Here is a 16,115-nt window from a genome sequence, read left to right on the forward strand (position 1 = left end):
GACAGCAGGCTGTCAAAGCGCTCGTCGCTCAGGTTCATCAGGTACACGCACGCGTCGGCCATGTCGTCGCTGTACAAAAACTCGCGCAGCGGCGTGCCCGTGCCCCAGGCAGGTACCGTGGCGTCACCACGCTGCTTGGCTTCGTGAAACTTGCGGATCAGCGCCGGCAGCACGTGGCTGTTTTGCAGGTGGTAGTTGTCGCCCGGGCCGTACAGGTTGGTGGGCATCGCCGCCAGAAAGCGCGTGCCGTACTGGCGGTTGTAGGCCGAGCACATTTCAATGCCGGCAATCTTGGCCAGCGCGTAGGGCCGGTTGGTGGGCTCCAGCGGGCCGGTCAGCAAATGCTCTTCGCGCATGGGCTGTGGGCACTCGCGCGGGTAGATGCAGCTGCTGCCCAAAAACAGCAGGCGCTGCACGCCGTGGCGCCAGGCCGCGTGGATCACGTTGGTCTGGATGGCCAGGTTGTCGCGGATGAACTCACCGGGGTAGCTGTTGTTGGCCACAATGCCGCCCACCTTGGCCGCGGCCAGGTACACCTGGGTGGGCTTCTCGGCAGCAAAAAAGGCTTCCACCTGATCGGCCTGGGTCAAGTCCAGCTCGGCGTGCGTGCGGGCCAGCACCGCATCGCCCTGAGCCTGCAGCCGCCTCACCAGGGCCGAGCCCACCAGGCCTCGGTGGCCCGCCACATAGATTTTATTGTTTGAACTCATATCAAGCAGGCCTTGCGCCTCAGGTCACAACCACGCCTGCGTCAGACCATGGGCACGCCGGCAATTCCGAATCGTACCCCGAGAACCAGGTCATGCGGATCAGGCCTTCATGGCCTCGCTCTGACCATAGCCCATCGGGTTGCGATGCTGCCAACGCCAACTGTCTTCGCACATTTCCTTCAGACCACGTTGGGCCTTCCAGCCCAGTACCCGGTTGGCCAGGCTGGGGTCGGCGTAGTAGCTGGCCAGGTCACCGGCCCGGCGTGGCGCCACCTGGTAGGGCACCTTCTGCCCGGTGTACTGCTCAAAAGCCTGCACCATCTGCAGCACCGAGATGCCCTGCCCGGTGCCCAGGTTCGCCATCAGGCAGTTGCGGCCCGTCAACTCGCCCTGCAGGTAACGCAAGGCCGCCAGGTGGCCATCGGCCAGGTCCATCACATGGATGTAGTCACGCACCCCGGTGCCGTCCGGTGTCGGGTAGTCGCTGCCGAACACACTCAGCGCAGGGCGACGCCCCACCGCCACCTGCCCGATGAAGGGCATCAGGTTGCCCGGCACACCACGCGGGTCTTCGCCCAGCAGGCCACTGCTGTGAGCCCCCACCGGATTGAAGTAGCGCAGGCAGGCCACCCGCCAGTCGGGGTTGGCGGCCGCCACATCGCGCAAGATATATTCGACCATCAGCTTGCTCTGGCCGTAGGGGTTGATCGGCGCCAACGGTGCCGACTCGGGCAGCGGCGAGGCATCGCTGTTGCCATACACCGTGGCCGACGATGAAAACACCAGGGTCTTCACCCCTGCCCGCTGCATGGCCCGGATCAGGGTCACCGAGCCCGCCACATTGTTGTCGTAATACAGGGCCGGCTCAGCCACCGACTCACCCACCGCCTTGAGGCCCGCGAAATGGACCACACCCTGGATCGGGTAGCGTGCAAACAGCGCGTCCAGCGTGGCGGCATCGCGCACATCGCCCTGGACCAGCGTGGGCTTGAGCCCGCCCACCTCGTGCATGCGCTCCAGCACAGCAGGAACGCTGTTGCAAAAATTGTCGAGCACCACATAGGGAATGCCCGCCAGGGCCAGGGCCACGCCCGTGTGGCTGGCGATGTAGCCAGCGCCTCCCGTCAACAAAATCATGATCTCTTCCCTGTCGTCTTATTGAATCACACTGGCTCGGGCTTGCCAAAGAAATAGCCTTGCCCCGCGTCGTAGATGCCCACCAGGCGTCGCGCGTCCATCTCAGACTCAATGCCCTGCGCCACGATCTGCACGTCCATCGAACGCGCCAGGGCAGCAATCGCATTGACCCAGTCGCCCGACACCTCTTCGCCATCCACCTCATGGATCAAGGCGCTGTCGAGCTTCACGTAATCGGGAGGCACCTGGCGCAGCACACGGGTGGAAAGCGCATCCAGGCCCAGGCGGTCGATACCAAAGCGCGCGCCCTGCTCCCGCACCATCGATGCGAAGGCCCGCGCTGCCTCGATGTCTTGCGAGCAACCAAAGCAGGTCAGCTCAAACGACAGCAACTGGGCCTGCGGGCCCTGCTCGCGCAACACCCCCCGCAGCCAGTCCACAAAACTGCGCTGCCGCACGCTTTGCAGGGACACGTTGATCGCCATCGGCATGGCGGGCGCACCATGACCACGCAGGCGCGCCACGGCCAGCAACACCACCGCCCGGTCCACCTCGGGCATCAGCTTGTGGCGCATGGCCATGGGCACAAAGCTGGCCGCCGGCACCAGGCCATTTTGCTCGTCCAGCAAACGCACCATCAACTCCTGGTGCAACAGACGCCGGTCTTCCAGAAACACCACCGGCTGGGCCAGCAAGCGCCAACGGTTGTCATTCAGCGCGTGCTGGATCAACGCGCGCCAACGCTCAGAGCCCAGAGTGTCAAGCCCAGTGTCAAGTTGGCTGCTTGCAATCAGTGAGTTGCGGCCCTGCTGTCGCGCCGCCTCGATCGCCAGATCCAGCCGCGCCATCAGGTGACTTTTCTGCTCACCAGGGCTGAAGGGCACGGCTCCCATGCTGCACGACACGCCGGCATCTTCCACATCAGCCAACACCTCTTGCAGCTTCGACAAACACTGCTGCGCCAATTGGCGGCCTTCTTCAAAATCCACATCGATCAGCACAAAGCCGAAGCTGACCCCACTGAGTCGCGCTGAAATTCGCGCATGGCTCTGAAGGACCTCGCCACTGATGCGAGCCACAGACTGAAGCAAGGCATTGCCACGCAAATACCCGCCGCCGGTGTTCAGGTCTTTGAGGCCGTTCAACTCCAGCCCCACCAACACCCCATGGATATGGGGCTCAGGCCCCGACAGCAACTCGCCCAGATGCAGGTCGAAACTGCGGCGGTTGTCCAAGCCTGTCAGTTCATCGTGCAAGACCTGTTTGCGAAAGCGCTCCACCTTGGCCGTCTCGGCGTCCAGGATTTCGGCAATACGCCTCGCCATGTCGTTCATGGCGCGCACCACGCGCGCCAGTTCGCGGGCGGCCGGCTGGGTCACGATCTGCTCAAAACGCCGTTCCTGGATGGCACGGGCCGAGCGCTCGATGGCATACAGCGGGTTCAGGATGATCTGCAGCAGCAGGTGCGACAGGAACAGCGCCACCACGTAGGCCAGCAAAATCCACAAGGCCACTTCGCGCGCCGACTTCCAGAGGTATTGGTAGGCGTACTCGGGCTGGCTTTGCACAATCACCTTGCCCAACTGGCGCCAGCCCGACGACACAAAGGCCTCGCCCCCTGGTGACGACAGCGCAAACGCATGAGTGAACCATTGCGGCACCTCGGCCACCTTCTCGGGCAGTTCGCGCTCTACCAGTACCTTGCCCTTGGCATCGGTGACCACGATGCGCTTGAAAAATCCACGGTCGAACACGCTGGCCACATTCAGTTCGGCCAGCACCAGGTCGTCGCGCCCCAACGACTGGGCCAACGGCAGCGACAGGGCAGTGGCCGCGTCCTGGGCGTGCGAAGCCAACTGCTGCTCCAGGTAGTCGCGCGTTCCACGCACACTGAACACCAGCAAGCCCACCAAAATGCCCAGAAACACCAGCGAAATCACAGCCAGAATCTGACGACGCAAAGTCATGCCTGCCCCCCTTCGTCACCCGAATGATGTCGCCCCGAGGGCAGCGCATGCGCCACCCACCCCATGGCCATGATCACCATCAGGGTGAGCACATTGGCCGGCAATTGCAGATTGAAATCAACCCAGCTGTGAATGGCCAGGGCCGTGATCGCCATCATCACGCCAAAGGCAATCCCCCGCGGCAGCGAGGTGCGCCTCCGCGCCATGGCACGTGCCGACACAGCAAAGGTCATCAACACAAAGGTGCCCAATATCCCCAAACCCACCAGACCATAATCACAAGCCAGCTCCACATAATCATTGTGAGCGTGGTCAAAATAAAGAGGCCTGGGGGTGCGATAACGGATATAGGCCGTATAGAAAGTGCCCCCGCCAGTGCCGAAGACCGGAAATGCCCGGGCCAGATCCAGCGCATGTCTGGCCGCATCCTGGCGCGCTTCAATCGACTCTTCAGCACCGCCAGCCTCGTTGGTCACCGCCGTCTCTTGAACCCGGTGCACCACCTTGTCCAGGCCCACCCACGAGCCCACCACCACCACGTCCACAATGATCAGGCTGATGATCAGCGTGACCATGGCCGGCGCGGACCGCCGGGTGAGCGCCAAGGTGATCAGCCCCACCACCAACAACGCAGCAAAAAAGCCGGCGTTGCCCATGCGCGAACGTGTGAGCACCAGGGCAATCACCATCACCACCAGCAGCAGGCGCAGCCGCATCTTGGGGCTGAGCACAAACTGCATTATGCCGGTCAGCCGGTGCTTCCAGCCCGATCCTTGCGGCCCCTCATTACCCAGGCGCGCCAGCATCAGCCCCACCCCCACGGACAGGCACAGCTCCATATAACCCGCAAAATGGTTGTGGTAGCCGAACGTGCCTTTCACGCGATCGTGAATCACCTCGAAGAAATAGATCTGGTAATGCGCCCCGGCCGAGAACAGCATCACGCCGATCACCGCCTGCACCACGCCCGCAACCACCAAGGCCATCGCCAACTTATCCAGGCGAGCTCGGTCACGCACCGTCAGCAACACCAGCATGAAAGCGAACAGGTACCCGGTTGAAAGCGCCGCATAAATGCGGGTCTGGAACACATCCAGCGAGATACGGGGCGGCGCCACCCCTTCCTGCACCCGCCAGGTTTCAGGTGAAATGAACTGCAGCCATGCCGCAGGCAATTCCAAGGTCTGAAACCACACGAGCAAGACAAACAGCACCAGCACCCCAAGAGGCCACCGAAAACTGTATAGGCGTTGAAAAGCCTGGTCAGCCTGATGCCGCCAAGCCCACACAGCCCCGAGCGAAAGCAAGACCACCCAAAGCACCAGAATGCCGACAGCAAAGGTGCGGTTGCTGCCCAAAGGCAGAGGCGCCCAAAGCAACAAGGCGATCAGGCCACCAAAAATCCATCCATCCCTGACAACGGTGGTGCCGCCTTGACGGCTGCTGCGCACCCCGTGATTTGTGCTTCTTTTGATTCGCGCCATCCCTGATCCGAACCGGCTGACTAAAAAAAATGGCAGCACGAAGCTGCCATTTCGGGGTTCCTTACGCAGTCAATCAGCTGCGGCTTGCACTGCCACCGCCGCCGCCGCCGAAGCTGGACCCAGCCGCCGTGCCGAAACTGCTACCGCCACCGCCACCACCACCGGTGCCAGCGCCACCACCGGCACCCGTTGCGGTGTCGAGAGAGGCAACATCAACGCCCTTGACCTTCTTGGCAGCAGCAATGATGGCAGCCTTCTCAGCGCCATCAGCGGCCAAAGTCAGCGTAGCCACCACCGAGTTGGCATCTTTCGGGGACACGGTCAACACTGCGGTGGTCACTTCAGTCGCGGACTGACCATTGCGGACAAGCTCGGCAGCCAATGCGGCAGGCGACACACCAGCGGCGATGGCTGCTTGCACAATCGCATCAAGAGATTGACCTGTCGTCAGCGCAGACTTGACTTGCTGGGCCAAGTCTTCGCTACCTGCGCCGGCTGTAAATTGAGCGTTGGCAGCAAATGCAAGGGCCGCGATGCCCAGTGCGACCATGCTCTTCTTGGTGAAGCTGTTCATGTTGACCTCTCTGTGAAAAAGATTGAAGTGCGCAGATCTTAGCAAACAGATCTTCGTGTAACAACTATTTTTTGTGCAAAGCAGCAATTCAGCATAAATGACTAAATTGATTTAGTTGCCGGAGGCTCACCCAAAATGGTGCACAACCTTCAGATTGTCAATATCCATATCCGAACACGACAAATAAAGCCGTTACTCAAATTCAAATTGTGCCCAGCCTTCCAATCCACCCGAGCTTGAGCACCAAGGGTACCGCCCAGCAACCCAACAACCTGCCCCAACCCATCGGCCACGACCTGGCGCCACCGTGCACAGCCCCCCCCTGAGACCTCACTCAATTGAGGTAAGCACCAAACCAACGGCCCCATTAACATTTGAAAACCCATCTTTAGCGGTGGATTTCATGCGGCAAATCCAGCTTCAGATCGCGTTGACCTTGGCACTCACCAGCCTCAGCCTGGGGGTCAGCGCTCCAGCCCTGGCCGACCCGGCCGAGCCCCGAACCGCCCTGGTGGGCGTGACCAAGCCCGCAGGCCCTTATTCACCCGGGGTGGTCGTCGGGCGCCTGGTGTTTCTGTCGGGCCAGGTTGGTGCCGATCCCACAACCAACACCCTGGTGGCCGGTGGCGCGAAGGCCGAAACCAAACAGGCGATGGAAAACCTCGGCAAGCTGCTGCAAGAGGCCGGGCTGGATTTCAGCCACGTTGTCAAATCCACCGTGTTTCTGGCTGACATCCAAGACTTTGCCGATATGAACGGCGTCTAAGGCAGCTTCTTCAGCGGCGTTCCGGTGCCCCCTGCCCGCTCCACCATCCAGGCAGGCGCCTTGCCCCGTGGCGCCAAGGTTGAGATCGAGTTCATCGCCGTCAAATAAGTCAGGGCGCCCAAAACACCATGGCGAGGGGAACAGACCTCAAAACGGCACCTGGTCCGTCGGGTACTTCCAGAAGTCTTTCAGCAAATAGCTCACCGGCAGGTTCAGCGACACATTGCCGGGCGGAATCGGGCGCATGAACCAGCGCTCATACATGGGGTAGATGTCGCGGCTCATGATCAGGCGCTTCATCTCCTCATCCACCAACTGCTTCAGCGCCACGTCCCCCTTGGGCAACATGATCGCCAGGGGTTCGGTGGTCAGGTAGCGCCCCACCACCTTCAAATCGTCCGGCTTGGGGCTGCTGGCCACCAGGCCAAACAGCAGCACATCGTCCATCACAAAGGCATCGGCCTTGCCCTGTACCACCATCTGCAACGCCTGCTGGTGGTCGGCCGCCTCGGTGATTTTCAGGTTCAGCAGGTGTTGGCGGTTCAGTTGGTCCATCACCTTGAGTGGCGTCGTGCCCCGGGTGGACACCACCGTCTTGCCCGACAGGTCTTCCAGCCGCGTGACCGTGCTGTTGGCCCGCACCAGCATGCGTGCCCCCACGATGAAGTGAGGCACCGTGAACGCCACCTTCTCGCGGCGTTCAGCATTGTTGGTGGTCGAGCCGCACTCCATGTCGGCCTTGCCCTGGGCAATCACATCCATGCGGTCAGCCGCCGTCACCTTCACGTAATCGATCTGCATGTCGCGCGCACCGGTCTTCTTGCGAATCACATCCGCCAACCGTTGGCACAAATCCATCGCATAACCCACCGGTTTGCCATCGGCATCGAGGTAAGAAAACGGAATCGACGCATCGCGGTGCGCCAGCACCAGGTGCCCCCCGGCTTTGATTCGATCCAACACGCCGCCGGCCTGGGCCGTGAAGGTGGCAAAGGCCAGCACCACGGCAGCGGCACTCGAACGGTTCAGAGCAATGGACATCTTGGAGCGCACAGCAACCTCGGCAACAAACAACCCCGCCTGTGCAAGCAGGGTTCATGCCCGTCAGCCACGGTCTGTACCCAGGCCAGCGAGATGCAACCTTGCAGGTTGGCGGAGTGGAGACTTTCATCCCTGATCAAACGGCTGCCAAGGGAGCCCCTGGTAGCCGCGCCGACGCTTCTTGTTGAGCGCCTGTGCGGAAGGAATCATAAGACACCGTTTGTTGCCGGATGGCGAGCGTCGCTCACCCGCCAAAACTGAGCCACTCAAAGAGCCACGCCGACACCAAAGCGGCAAAGCCTTGCTGGCTGATCGGGCAGCAACTCGGATCGAGCATCAATTCATTGACATGCAGTTCAGGCAAAGTTACCGTTAGTAACAAGCCGCCAGCGACAGCCAATAGTCGCCCCAAACTCTCCGAAATTCAGTCCTCACCCCAACCCCACGGAATGAAAGTTGGTGGTTTTGATTCGGCATTTTTTCGTGCTGCGGCTTCACACCGCTATTTTGCTGTTGACACGAAGCCTGATGCCAGTGGCACTTTCACTCTGAACACATCAGGCACTCAATTGAGCCACCACCAACCGGAGTACACCATGCTGGAGTCATTCAATTTCAGGAAACCACCTGAAAACCCAGAAAAGATCGCTCAATTTCGCCAAACCCTGGAAAAACTGAATGGTTTACAGGAACAACGGGCCTCTTTGAAGATGCTGTTCGATGCGGTCGATAAATTAGCCGAAGCAGAGCTGAATTACTACTACCGGCGCAGGCTGACCCGGTCCACCATCTCAACCATCACCCGGTTTGCCGGTTGGATGTTCGGGACCCTGGGCATTGTTTCACCCCTTCTATCAACAAGCGTGCCCAATGTGTTCGGTATGCTGAGCCCCTACGGATACGCATTGCTGGCCTGTGCCGCCAGTGCTCTGGCTGCGAATTCTCTCTTTGCAGGCACCGAAGGCCATATTCGCTTTGTGACCACCCAGCTTGAAATTGAAAAACTCATCGTCGCCAGCAGAATCAATTGGTGCCAATTTCTAATGACAAACCAAAGCACCCCATTGAACGTTGACGAAGCCTTTGAACTGCTCAATGCCTACGCCAGCACTTTGCACAATATGGCCCTCAAGGAAACCCAGCACTGGGGTGAAACCATCACAGGTGAACTGCAAAAATACCAGCAGATGATCAATAAAAGCCACAGCGTGATTGCGGACAAGAAAGCGCAGGCGCATCCAAAGGCACCTTGATCCCTATCTGAATCGGGCAAGAGCAATCCCTCGACCCCAGAGGCCCTGCCCAAGCTCGCGACATCCCTGGCCGAGAAGAACCACAACAAAGACAGATCTTGCTGCCTGAGGCGGCTGGGCCTTCAACAAAACTACTCCCCCCGGGTTTCTCTTGATTCGTCCGGCAGGCCAAGCTAGCACAGTGATTGCTTTAGATGATTTTCGCAGCGCGAAGCTGCCCACTTATTTGTAAAGCGAGGATCCGGAATGAAAAAAACAGTATGGCTTTGGGCGCTTTCGCCCGTGGCCGTGGCCTTGACGCTGTATGGGTGTGGGGGCTCCGACTCGAGCCTGATCGTCGACTACAACAGCCAGAGCTGCTCGGTGGTCTCCAGTACAGGCGCACCTGTCACAGTAGGTTCCGGGCTGGCGGGTGATCCTGCGGCCCCCGAGGCCGCCTCGGGCTACCGGCTGGGCTACAAGGCCAAGACATCCAGCAAATACATGGTGGTGGCCAACACCCCTTTGGCCACCAAGGCCGGCTGCGATGTGCTCAAGGCGGGTGGCACCGCGGTGGATGCGGCGGTGGCCGTGCAAGCCGTGCTGGGCTTGGTCGAACCCCAGTCCAGCACCATTGCGGGCAGTGCCTTCATGGTGTACTACGACGCGACCACCAAGCAAGTTGTTGCCTACGATGGTCGCGAAACTGCCCCGGCAGCCGCCACAGGCTATTACCTGGCGCGCCAGAACCAGGCTGACGCCACGTCCCCGGCGCCCGTGCCCAGTGCGCGGCGCAGTGGCCGCTCCATCGGCGTACCCGGCGTGATGCGCATGCTGGACATGGCCCACAAGGAGCACGGCAATCTGGCCTGGGGCCAGTTGTTTGATGAAGGCGTCAACCTGGCCACCAATGGCTACAAGATCCCCACCCGCATGGGCGATGCGATTGCCGCCAACGCAGCCAGCCTGCGGCTGGATGCCAATGCCGTGGCCGCATTTTTCAATGCCGACGGCACGCCCAAGACCAGCGGCAGCGTCACCACCAACCTGCCTTATGCCCAGTCACTCCGAACCCTTGCCACAGGCGGCGCAGACGCTTTGTACTCTGGTGCCATTGCCGAAGCCATCGTGGCCAAGGCGGCTCAATCGGTGGGCGACGATGCTGCCAAGACGCCCATCACCCCCAGCCTGATGACGGTGGCCGACCTCAAGGCCTACCAGGCAAAGAAGCGCGAGCCTGTGTGCACAACGTACCGCAGCAGCTACTACATCTGCACCATGGCGCCCCCCTCGTCGGGCGGCATCGCCATCGCTCAATCACTGGGCATTCTGGAGAACTTCGACCTCTCCCAATACGGCCCCAGCAACCCCAGCAACGAAGGCGGCGTGCCGAGCGTGATGGGCGTGCACCTGGTGTCTGAAGCCGAGCGCCTGGCCTACGCCGACCGCGACAAGTATGTGGCCGACACCGACTTCATCCCGCTGCCCGGCAAAGGCGTGTCGTCGATGATCGACAAAACCTACCTCAAGCAACGAGCAGCGCTGATCAACGCCAGTGGCAACTCCATGGGCACGGCAAGCGCGGGCAACCTGGGCGACATTCCACTGGGTGTAGACAAGACCGTGGAGCAGGGCACCACGCACTTCTCCATCGTCGATGCCTACGGCAACGTGGTCTCCATGACCTCGACCGTCGAATCCAGCATGGGCTCGTTCCACATGGTGGGCGGCTTTCTGCTGACCAACCAGCTCACCGACTTCTCTGCCCTGCCCACCGACAGTGCGGGCGTGCTGGTGGCCAACCGCGTGGCCCCGGGCAAGCGGCCGCGCAGCACGATGGCGCCCACGCTGGTGTTCAAGGGCACAGCCCCTGGCGACTTTGTGATGGCCACCGGCTCGCCTGGCGGCGGCACCATCATCCAGTACGTGCTCAAGACCGTGGTCGGCGCACTGGACTGGGGTCTCGATGCCCAGCAGGCCACCTCGCTGGTGAACATTGGCGCCACCAACAGCGCCACCACCAACGTGGACGGCGCCAACACCACGCTCGACCTCACGGCGCTGATCAGCGGCCTCAAGGCCAAGGGCCACACCGTGAACAACGGCGCACAGTCCAGCGGTGTTTCCACCATCATGCGAGTCAACGTCAACGGCCAGACCAAGCTTCAAGGCGGTGTAGACCCCCGCCGCGAGGGCATTGTGCTGGGCGACGGGGCGCTGTGACGCGCCCGTCTTGATGGCGCCTCAAGACCACTCATAAGTACCCCAGGCCGTTGATTGGCGGCTTGCCTTGGGATTTGATGAACAAACGGCGCACTGCCCAGGCAGTGCGCCGTTTTTCCGCGTGGCACCTCATCAACCCGTCACCCTGACGGATCAGCAGATCGGCCATCACGGTTTCTGTGCCAGAGCCCCAACTTCAGAGAAGCGCCCCAGCACCGCGCCCCTCCCCCTCGAGGCCTGTGACCTCAAAAAGACTCCCAGTTGTCGTCACGCTCGGCCTTGTTCGTTGAGGTGGCAGGCGCCGATGCAATCTTCAAGCTCGCGGCCTTTGGCAAGGGACTGCTCTGGGCCTTGGCTTGCAGACTGCCTGCGCTGTGGGCCCGGGCCACCGGCTTGCGCACGGCGGGCTGACGGACGCCTGCAGCTTCTCGGGACACGCGCGCGCCGCCACTTTGCTCATGGGCTGACAGCCTGAAGACGGACACTGCCTGCACCAGGTCATGCGCCTGGTTGCGCAGGCTGCTGGCTGCCGCCGCCATTTCCTCAACCAACGCGGCATTTTGCTGAGTGGCCTCGTCGATGGACGTGACCGCTTCACCCACCTGGGCCACTCCGGCCGTCTGCTCCTGGCTGGCCGCACTGATCTCGCCCATGATGTCGGTGACCCGCCGGATGCTGCTGACCACCTCGTTCATGGTCTCACCCGCCTGGTCCACCTGCACGGTGCCTTGTTCGACACGCTCCACACTGGCGTTGATGAGCGTCTTGATCTCTTTGGCCGCATCTGCGCTGCGGCTGGCCAGGCTTCGCACCTCGGCGGCGACAACGGCAAATCCACGCCCTTGCTCACCGGCCCGCGCCGCTTCGACCGCAGCATTCAAAGCCAGGATATTGGTCTGAAACGCAATGCTGTCGATCACGCTGATGATTTCGCTGATCTTTCGGCTCGCGTCCTGAATGCCCTTCATGGTGTCCACGACCTGGCCCACCACCTCGCCGCCTTTGGATGCAATTTCGGACGCAGCCATGGCCATCTGGTTGGCCTGCCGCGCGTTGTCGGCATTGAGCCTGACGGTGGAGCTGAGCTCTTCCATGCTCGCTGCCGTTTGTTCCAGAGAACTGGCCTGGTGTTCGGTTCGGGCGCTCAGGTCATGGTTGCCCTGTGCAATTTCTTCACTGGCACTCGAAACCTGATCGGAACTCTCGCGCACGTTCTGCACCACCTTGGCCAGATTGCCCTGCATCAGGGCCAGCGCATCCATCAATTCGCCGAGTTCGTCCGTACCGTGGGCTGGCACCTCAGCGGCCAGGTCGCCATCGGCAACGCGCCGGGCCAATTGTGATGCCTGCTTCAGCGGCACCGTCACCGACTGAGCCAGAAGCCAGCAAACCACCGTGCCAAGCGCCAGGCTCAACACGCCCAACACAATCAAGAATTGCCTGCTGCTCTGCCGATTGGCCTCAATGGCCTGACTCAGCAGGTCAACCTGTTCACGTTGTGTGAGCAGCAACTCGTCCATCTTGCCCGCATACCGCTTCGCATCGGGCAGAAACTGCTTTTCAAGCAGCACATTGGCCTCGTCAGTCTTGCCCTCCTTCTTCAACGCCACGACGCCGTCGCGGTTCTTCAGGTACAGCGACCTCAACTCGCCGATCTCGCGAAAGATCGCCTTGTCGGAGTCGCGGACCAGCATGGCTTCGACGGCCTTCTGCAGCTCCCCTGAGCGAGTAGACGAAGCTTTGGCATCCTCAGCAAAGAAAGTCGCCAAAGCGGGATCGCTGCTGCGCGCCACGGCCGCAGTGCGCGTGATGCCCACATGAAGATTGCGCGACCAGTCACTCACCAGGCGTTCGGCCTTGATGGGAATCTTCACCATCTCATCGGCCGCGTCCGCCAGGGCGCTCAAGCGATAGATGCTGAGCCCGATCACGGCAATCGACAGCAACAGAACAACCGCGAATCCGACAGCCAGGCGCTTGGCCACCGAGAGATGCTGAAAAATGCTCATGATAGTTTCCAAAATTTCATTAATGCCGGCCTCTGCATAAAGGCCCAACACATGTTGTATTCGGCCTTCATGAAGGCGGCATTAAGATTATTTTTCAAATACCAGCGGACTATTTCAAGAAACCATCAAAAATCATCGGAACAGAAGACAACTTTGCTCAAACTCAGAGTTCACCCCACGCGCTAAGAGAATGGGATGGATGCATTGCGGAGCGCCAACACCAGATGCCCCTCGACCTTGATGCGATCCAGCACACTGCCCGCCTTCGCCGTGAAGGCGGCCGGGACCAGCGCGATGGCAGCAGCACTTGAACGGCTCGGGACAATGGACAAGCTAGAGAGCACAACAACCTCGGCACCAAACAACCCCGTTGCAGCAAGCTCGCTTCGTGCCTGCCGGTCAGCCTGGACTCTGGCCCCAATACGGCATGCCCTGCTGGTTGGCGAAGTACAAACCCACATCGCGGTTCGAGCGGACCCAGTTCAAACCGGAGCACCTGCACCCGCGCTTGTGCCTGAGCGCCTGGGCGGACTGGGGTCATCAGTCGCATCTGCGCCACGTTCCAAACAAACTCGCCCGCCCCCACCGGATGCCGACCTTCCGTACGTTGACACGCCTGCCAGGTATGGTTACCTTTAGTAACATAGCGCCTACAATTCCAATGACTCATTCCTAAAAATTATCAAAGGCGCCTCGTCGGTCTGAGTAACTGCAAGCGAGGGAGGAAACTCATGCAGCACATTGAGGAAATTGAGCTGATCAGTTCGACCATAGGGAGCGCCTACGAAGCCATATTGCGCGAAGACAGTTGGGTAGGCGTCTTGTCTAACCTGACTCAATTGGCAAAGGCCGACAGTGGCAGTTATGTTCTGATCGATGAATCGGCCCCAAAGATCGTACAGTCCAAAAACCTGGATTTATCCGTTCTGGATTCATACAACAAAGACTACGCTGCATTCGATCCATTTCATGGCGAAATCATGCGAAATTCAGCCAAAAATGTGGTGCACGACAGAAGCGAGGTAGACAACGACTTCATTCGAAACAGTGTCTGGTTTCAAGAATTCTATCGACTCAATCGCATCCACTCCATTATCGCGCTCCCCTTGCACAATGAAACGGGGCTGGCCGGATCATTCAATATTCAGAGGGTAGCCGGCCGAAAAAACTTCAGCGATCACGAAATCAGACTGATCAACTGCCTGGCCCCACACTTCAATCGGGCTCATCAGATCATGCAAAAGATCAAGGTGATGCGCCAGGAGGTCATGATTGAGAGCATGTCACTGGATGCAGTTACCACCCCGATCCTGTTGATTGATGAAAAAAGCCACGTCATCTTGGCCAGCCAGGCTGCCCAACAGATCATTCGGCACGAATCCATTTTAAAGCTTGAGAAAAATCATCTATGGGCCTCAAGCAACAGTGGATTTATTTCTTTGAAATTCTCCAGCCGCCCCTTCGAGAAATCGCTCAATCGAGGCAATGACAGAAAACCATTACGGGTTATTTCATTACCTCTGGCACCCGACAGCGAATTCAACAAGGTATTTCAACGCCCACTTTGCATGCTGATTTTGGATGACCCAGAGATCATTCCAGCGTCCTTGAATGAGTTGCTCACTGAGCTTTTCAAATTGACATTATCGGAAGCCCGCGTCTGCGTCGCGCTCGGTTCAGAAGGGTTGACACCCCAAGAGTGCAGCGATGTTTTTGGGGTCAGCATCACGACCATCCGCACCCAAATCAGATCCATCTACAACAAGATGGGCCTCAGGCGCCAAGCCGACCTGGTTCGCCTCATCAGCCTGTTGCACCTCACCCGCAGCAAAAACTGACCCGGCTCCACAAGCGTGGCATTGAGAGCCGTCACCGCTGTGAAAAAGCCTGACCAGCCCCGGCCAGTATGGCTTGGCCTCACAACAGACCTGGGGGGACGCTCACCCGCCGTCAGGTCGCAAGCTCGTCGGCAAGCAGCCCGAACCCACGCCAGAAATTACCCCATGTCCATCCTCAATCTTGACGATGCCCAATCAGCAGGAATGCCAAGAATCAAGCAAAAGCCACTTCGGCAAATCCTGGACATCCGCCGCAGAAGCCTGCCAGCGATTCTTAGCGGTGCCAGCTTGGGTAGCCACTGCCCACGTCGGCCCCGAATCGCCCGCTGGAGTTCGTGAACGGGGAGTTCTGACCTCCAGTTGGAAACCCAACACGCCTTGAAATAAAGCATTTGAAATGGCCACGCCAAGTACCCACCCCCCAGCTTTGAAAATCATGGTTGTCGAAGACGACCCCGGCATCAGGCGCTATATGGAAGATGCCATCAACGGCCAGGCGGACCTTCGATGCGTTGGCAGCTTTGATCGAATCCAGCCCAGTCGGCAGGCCCTTCAAACCAGCCCCCCCGATATTCTGCTTCTCGACCTGGGCCTTCCCGATGGGCATGGGATCGAGCTGATCTCACTCTGCAAACAGCTCAACCCCCTCTGCGAGATCCTGGTCATCACCAGTTTCAGCGATGACGCCAACATCATCCGCTGCCTGGAAGCGGGCGCCCAGGGCTACATCCTGAAAGACGCGTTCCATCCCGACATCCCTCGCTTCATTTCTGAACTGCGCCAAGGCGGCTCACCCATCAGCCCACGTATCGGCCGAAAGTTATTGTCTTTGTTGCGCCAGCAAAAAGGCCCATCCCAGCCAAGCCCAGCAACAACTGTGTGCCCCAGCCCCGACGAATCCAACCTCAGCGGGCGCGAGGCAGAGGTTCTGAACCTGATTGCCCGTGGCTATTCGTACCAGGAGATATCAGGGCACCTGGCCATATCACTCAACACCGTGCGAACCTACATCAAGCAGATCTACCAGAAGCTGGCTGTTCGCAGCCGCGGTGAAGCCGTTTTTGAAGCCGCCAAGATGGGCTGGCTTCCCGCGCAATTGCTTCGTCCCGACAGCTGACCCCTCAGGCCCGACAT

At 59.9% G+C, this 16,115-nt stretch carries 12 protein-coding genes and 1 pseudogene; 5 read left to right on the forward strand and 8 right to left on the reverse strand.

Translation table 11 applies throughout. The features are described from left to right. The 5 genes from L880_RS0123725 to L880_RS0123745 all read right to left on the reverse strand — a co-directional run. The coding region (locus L880_RS0123725; RefSeq protein ID WP_027477781.1) for a GDP-L-fucose synthase family protein at positions 1 to 710 on the reverse strand (710 nt) is incomplete at its 3' end. A gap of 99 nt (positions 711 to 809) precedes the next feature. Next, positions 810 to 1,847, reverse strand: coding sequence for a UDP-glucose 4-epimerase GalE (gene galE / locus L880_RS0123730; RefSeq protein ID WP_027477782.1), 1,038 nt, complete (start codon positions 1,845 to 1,847; stop codon positions 810 to 812). Between the two features lie 26 nt (positions 1,848 to 1,873). Beyond that, positions 1,874 to 3,814, reverse strand: a complete 1,941-nt coding sequence (locus L880_RS0123735; protein ID WP_027477783.1) for a bifunctional diguanylate cyclase/phosphodiesterase — start codon at positions 3,812 to 3,814, stop codon at positions 1,874 to 1,876. Continuing rightward, positions 3,811 to 5,298 (reverse strand): O-antigen ligase family protein, encoded by a 1,488-nt coding sequence (locus L880_RS0123740; RefSeq protein WP_084461610.1) that lies wholly within the window; start codon positions 5,296 to 5,298, stop codon positions 3,811 to 3,813. Before L880_RS0123740 ends, L880_RS0123735 begins: the two co-directional genes overlap by 4 nt. A gap of 73 nt (positions 5,299 to 5,371) precedes the next feature. Continuing rightward, a complete protein-coding gene (locus L880_RS0123745; protein ID WP_027477785.1) occupies positions 5,372 to 5,872 on the reverse strand; it encodes a hypothetical protein in 501 nt (166 codons plus the stop codon). Between the two features lie 403 nt (positions 5,873 to 6,275). On the opposite strand from L880_RS0123745, the pseudogene L880_RS33360 reads away from it, so the two are divergent. Continuing rightward, positions 6,276 to 6,746: pseudogene (locus L880_RS33360) on the forward strand (Rid family detoxifying hydrolase). A gap of 39 nt (positions 6,747 to 6,785) precedes the next feature. Here L880_RS33360 and L880_RS0123755 read toward each other — a convergent pair. Further along, entirely contained in the window at positions 6,786 to 7,679 is an 894-nt protein-coding gene (locus tag L880_RS0123755) for an amino acid ABC transporter substrate-binding protein (protein ID WP_051443566.1), read from the reverse strand. Between the two features lie 230 nt (positions 7,680 to 7,909). Between L880_RS0123755 and L880_RS35870 the strand changes: the two genes are divergently transcribed. After that, positions 7,910 to 8,932, forward strand: a complete 1,023-nt coding sequence (locus L880_RS35870) for an SLATT domain-containing protein (RefSeq protein ID WP_157463043.1) — start codon at positions 7,910 to 7,912, stop codon at positions 8,930 to 8,932. A 246-nt stretch (positions 8,933 to 9,178) separates the two neighbouring features. Beyond that, positions 9,179 to 11,134, forward strand: a complete 1,956-nt coding sequence (locus L880_RS0123765) for a gamma-glutamyltransferase family protein (protein ID WP_027477788.1) — start codon at positions 9,179 to 9,181, stop codon at positions 11,132 to 11,134. 31 nt (positions 11,135 to 11,165) lie between these two features. On the opposite strand, the gene L880_RS35875 is transcribed toward L880_RS0123765, so the two are convergent. Further along, on the reverse strand, positions 11,166 to 11,303 hold the full coding sequence (locus L880_RS35875; RefSeq protein WP_157463044.1) for a hypothetical protein: 138 nt from the start codon (positions 11,301 to 11,303) through the stop codon (positions 11,166 to 11,168). Positions 11,304 to 11,379: 76 nt separating this feature from the next. After that, positions 11,380 to 13,143: a methyl-accepting chemotaxis protein gene (locus L880_RS0123770; protein WP_027477789.1), complete on the reverse strand. Its 1,764-nt coding sequence runs from the start codon at positions 13,141 to 13,143 to the stop codon at positions 11,380 to 11,382. Positions 13,144 to 13,874: 731 nt separating this feature from the next. Between L880_RS0123770 and L880_RS0123780 the strand changes: the two genes are divergently transcribed. After that, positions 13,875 to 14,981, forward strand: a complete 1,107-nt coding sequence (locus tag L880_RS0123780) for a helix-turn-helix transcriptional regulator (protein ID WP_027477791.1) — start codon at positions 13,875 to 13,877, stop codon at positions 14,979 to 14,981. A 436-nt stretch (positions 14,982 to 15,417) separates the two neighbouring features. Beyond that, positions 15,418 to 16,098, forward strand: coding sequence for a response regulator transcription factor (locus tag L880_RS0123785; RefSeq protein WP_169737801.1), 681 nt, complete (start codon positions 15,418 to 15,420; stop codon positions 16,096 to 16,098). Positions 16,099 to 16,115 lie beyond the last annotated feature (17 nt).

The sequence above is a fragment of the Curvibacter gracilis ATCC BAA-807 genome (assembly GCF_000518645.1).
GTDB classification, from domain to species: Bacteria; Pseudomonadota; Gammaproteobacteria; order Burkholderiales; family Burkholderiaceae_C; genus Curvibacter; species Curvibacter gracilis.

Excerpts from the sequence above, each read along its gene's own strand:
- galE (WP_027477782.1), bottom strand. The coding sequence starts at position 1,847 with ATGATTTTGTTGACGGGAGGCGCTGGCTACATCGCCAGCCACACGGGC.
- L880_RS0123735 (WP_027477783.1), bottom strand. The coding sequence starts at position 3,814 with ATGACTTTGCGTCGTCAGATTCTGGCTGTGATTTCGCTGGTGTTTCTG.
- L880_RS0123740 (WP_084461610.1), bottom strand. The coding sequence starts at position 5,298 with ATGGCGCGAATCAAAAGAAGCACAAATCACGGGGTGCGCAGCAGCCGT.
- L880_RS0123745 (WP_027477785.1), bottom strand. The coding sequence starts at position 5,872 with ATGAACAGCTTCACCAAGAAGAGCATGGTCGCACTGGGCATCGCGGCC.
- L880_RS0123755 (WP_051443566.1), bottom strand. The coding sequence starts at position 7,679 with ATGTCCATTGCTCTGAACCGTTCGAGTGCCGCTGCCGTGGTGCTGGCC.
- L880_RS35870 (WP_157463043.1), top strand. The coding sequence starts at position 7,910 with ATGGCGAGCGTCGCTCACCCGCCAAAACTGAGCCACTCAAAGAGCCAC.
- L880_RS0123765 (WP_027477788.1), top strand. The coding sequence starts at position 9,179 with ATGAAAAAAACAGTATGGCTTTGGGCGCTTTCGCCCGTGGCCGTGGCC.
- L880_RS35875 (WP_157463044.1), bottom strand. The coding sequence starts at position 11,303 with ATGGCCGATCTGCTGATCCGTCAGGGTGACGGGTTGATGAGGTGCCAC.
- L880_RS0123770 (WP_027477789.1), bottom strand. The coding sequence starts at position 13,143 with ATGAGCATTTTTCAGCATCTCTCGGTGGCCAAGCGCCTGGCTGTCGGA.
- L880_RS0123780 (WP_027477791.1), top strand. The coding sequence starts at position 13,875 with ATGCAGCACATTGAGGAAATTGAGCTGATCAGTTCGACCATAGGGAGC.
- L880_RS0123785 (WP_169737801.1), top strand. The coding sequence starts at position 15,418 with ATGGTTGTCGAAGACGACCCCGGCATCAGGCGCTATATGGAAGATGCC.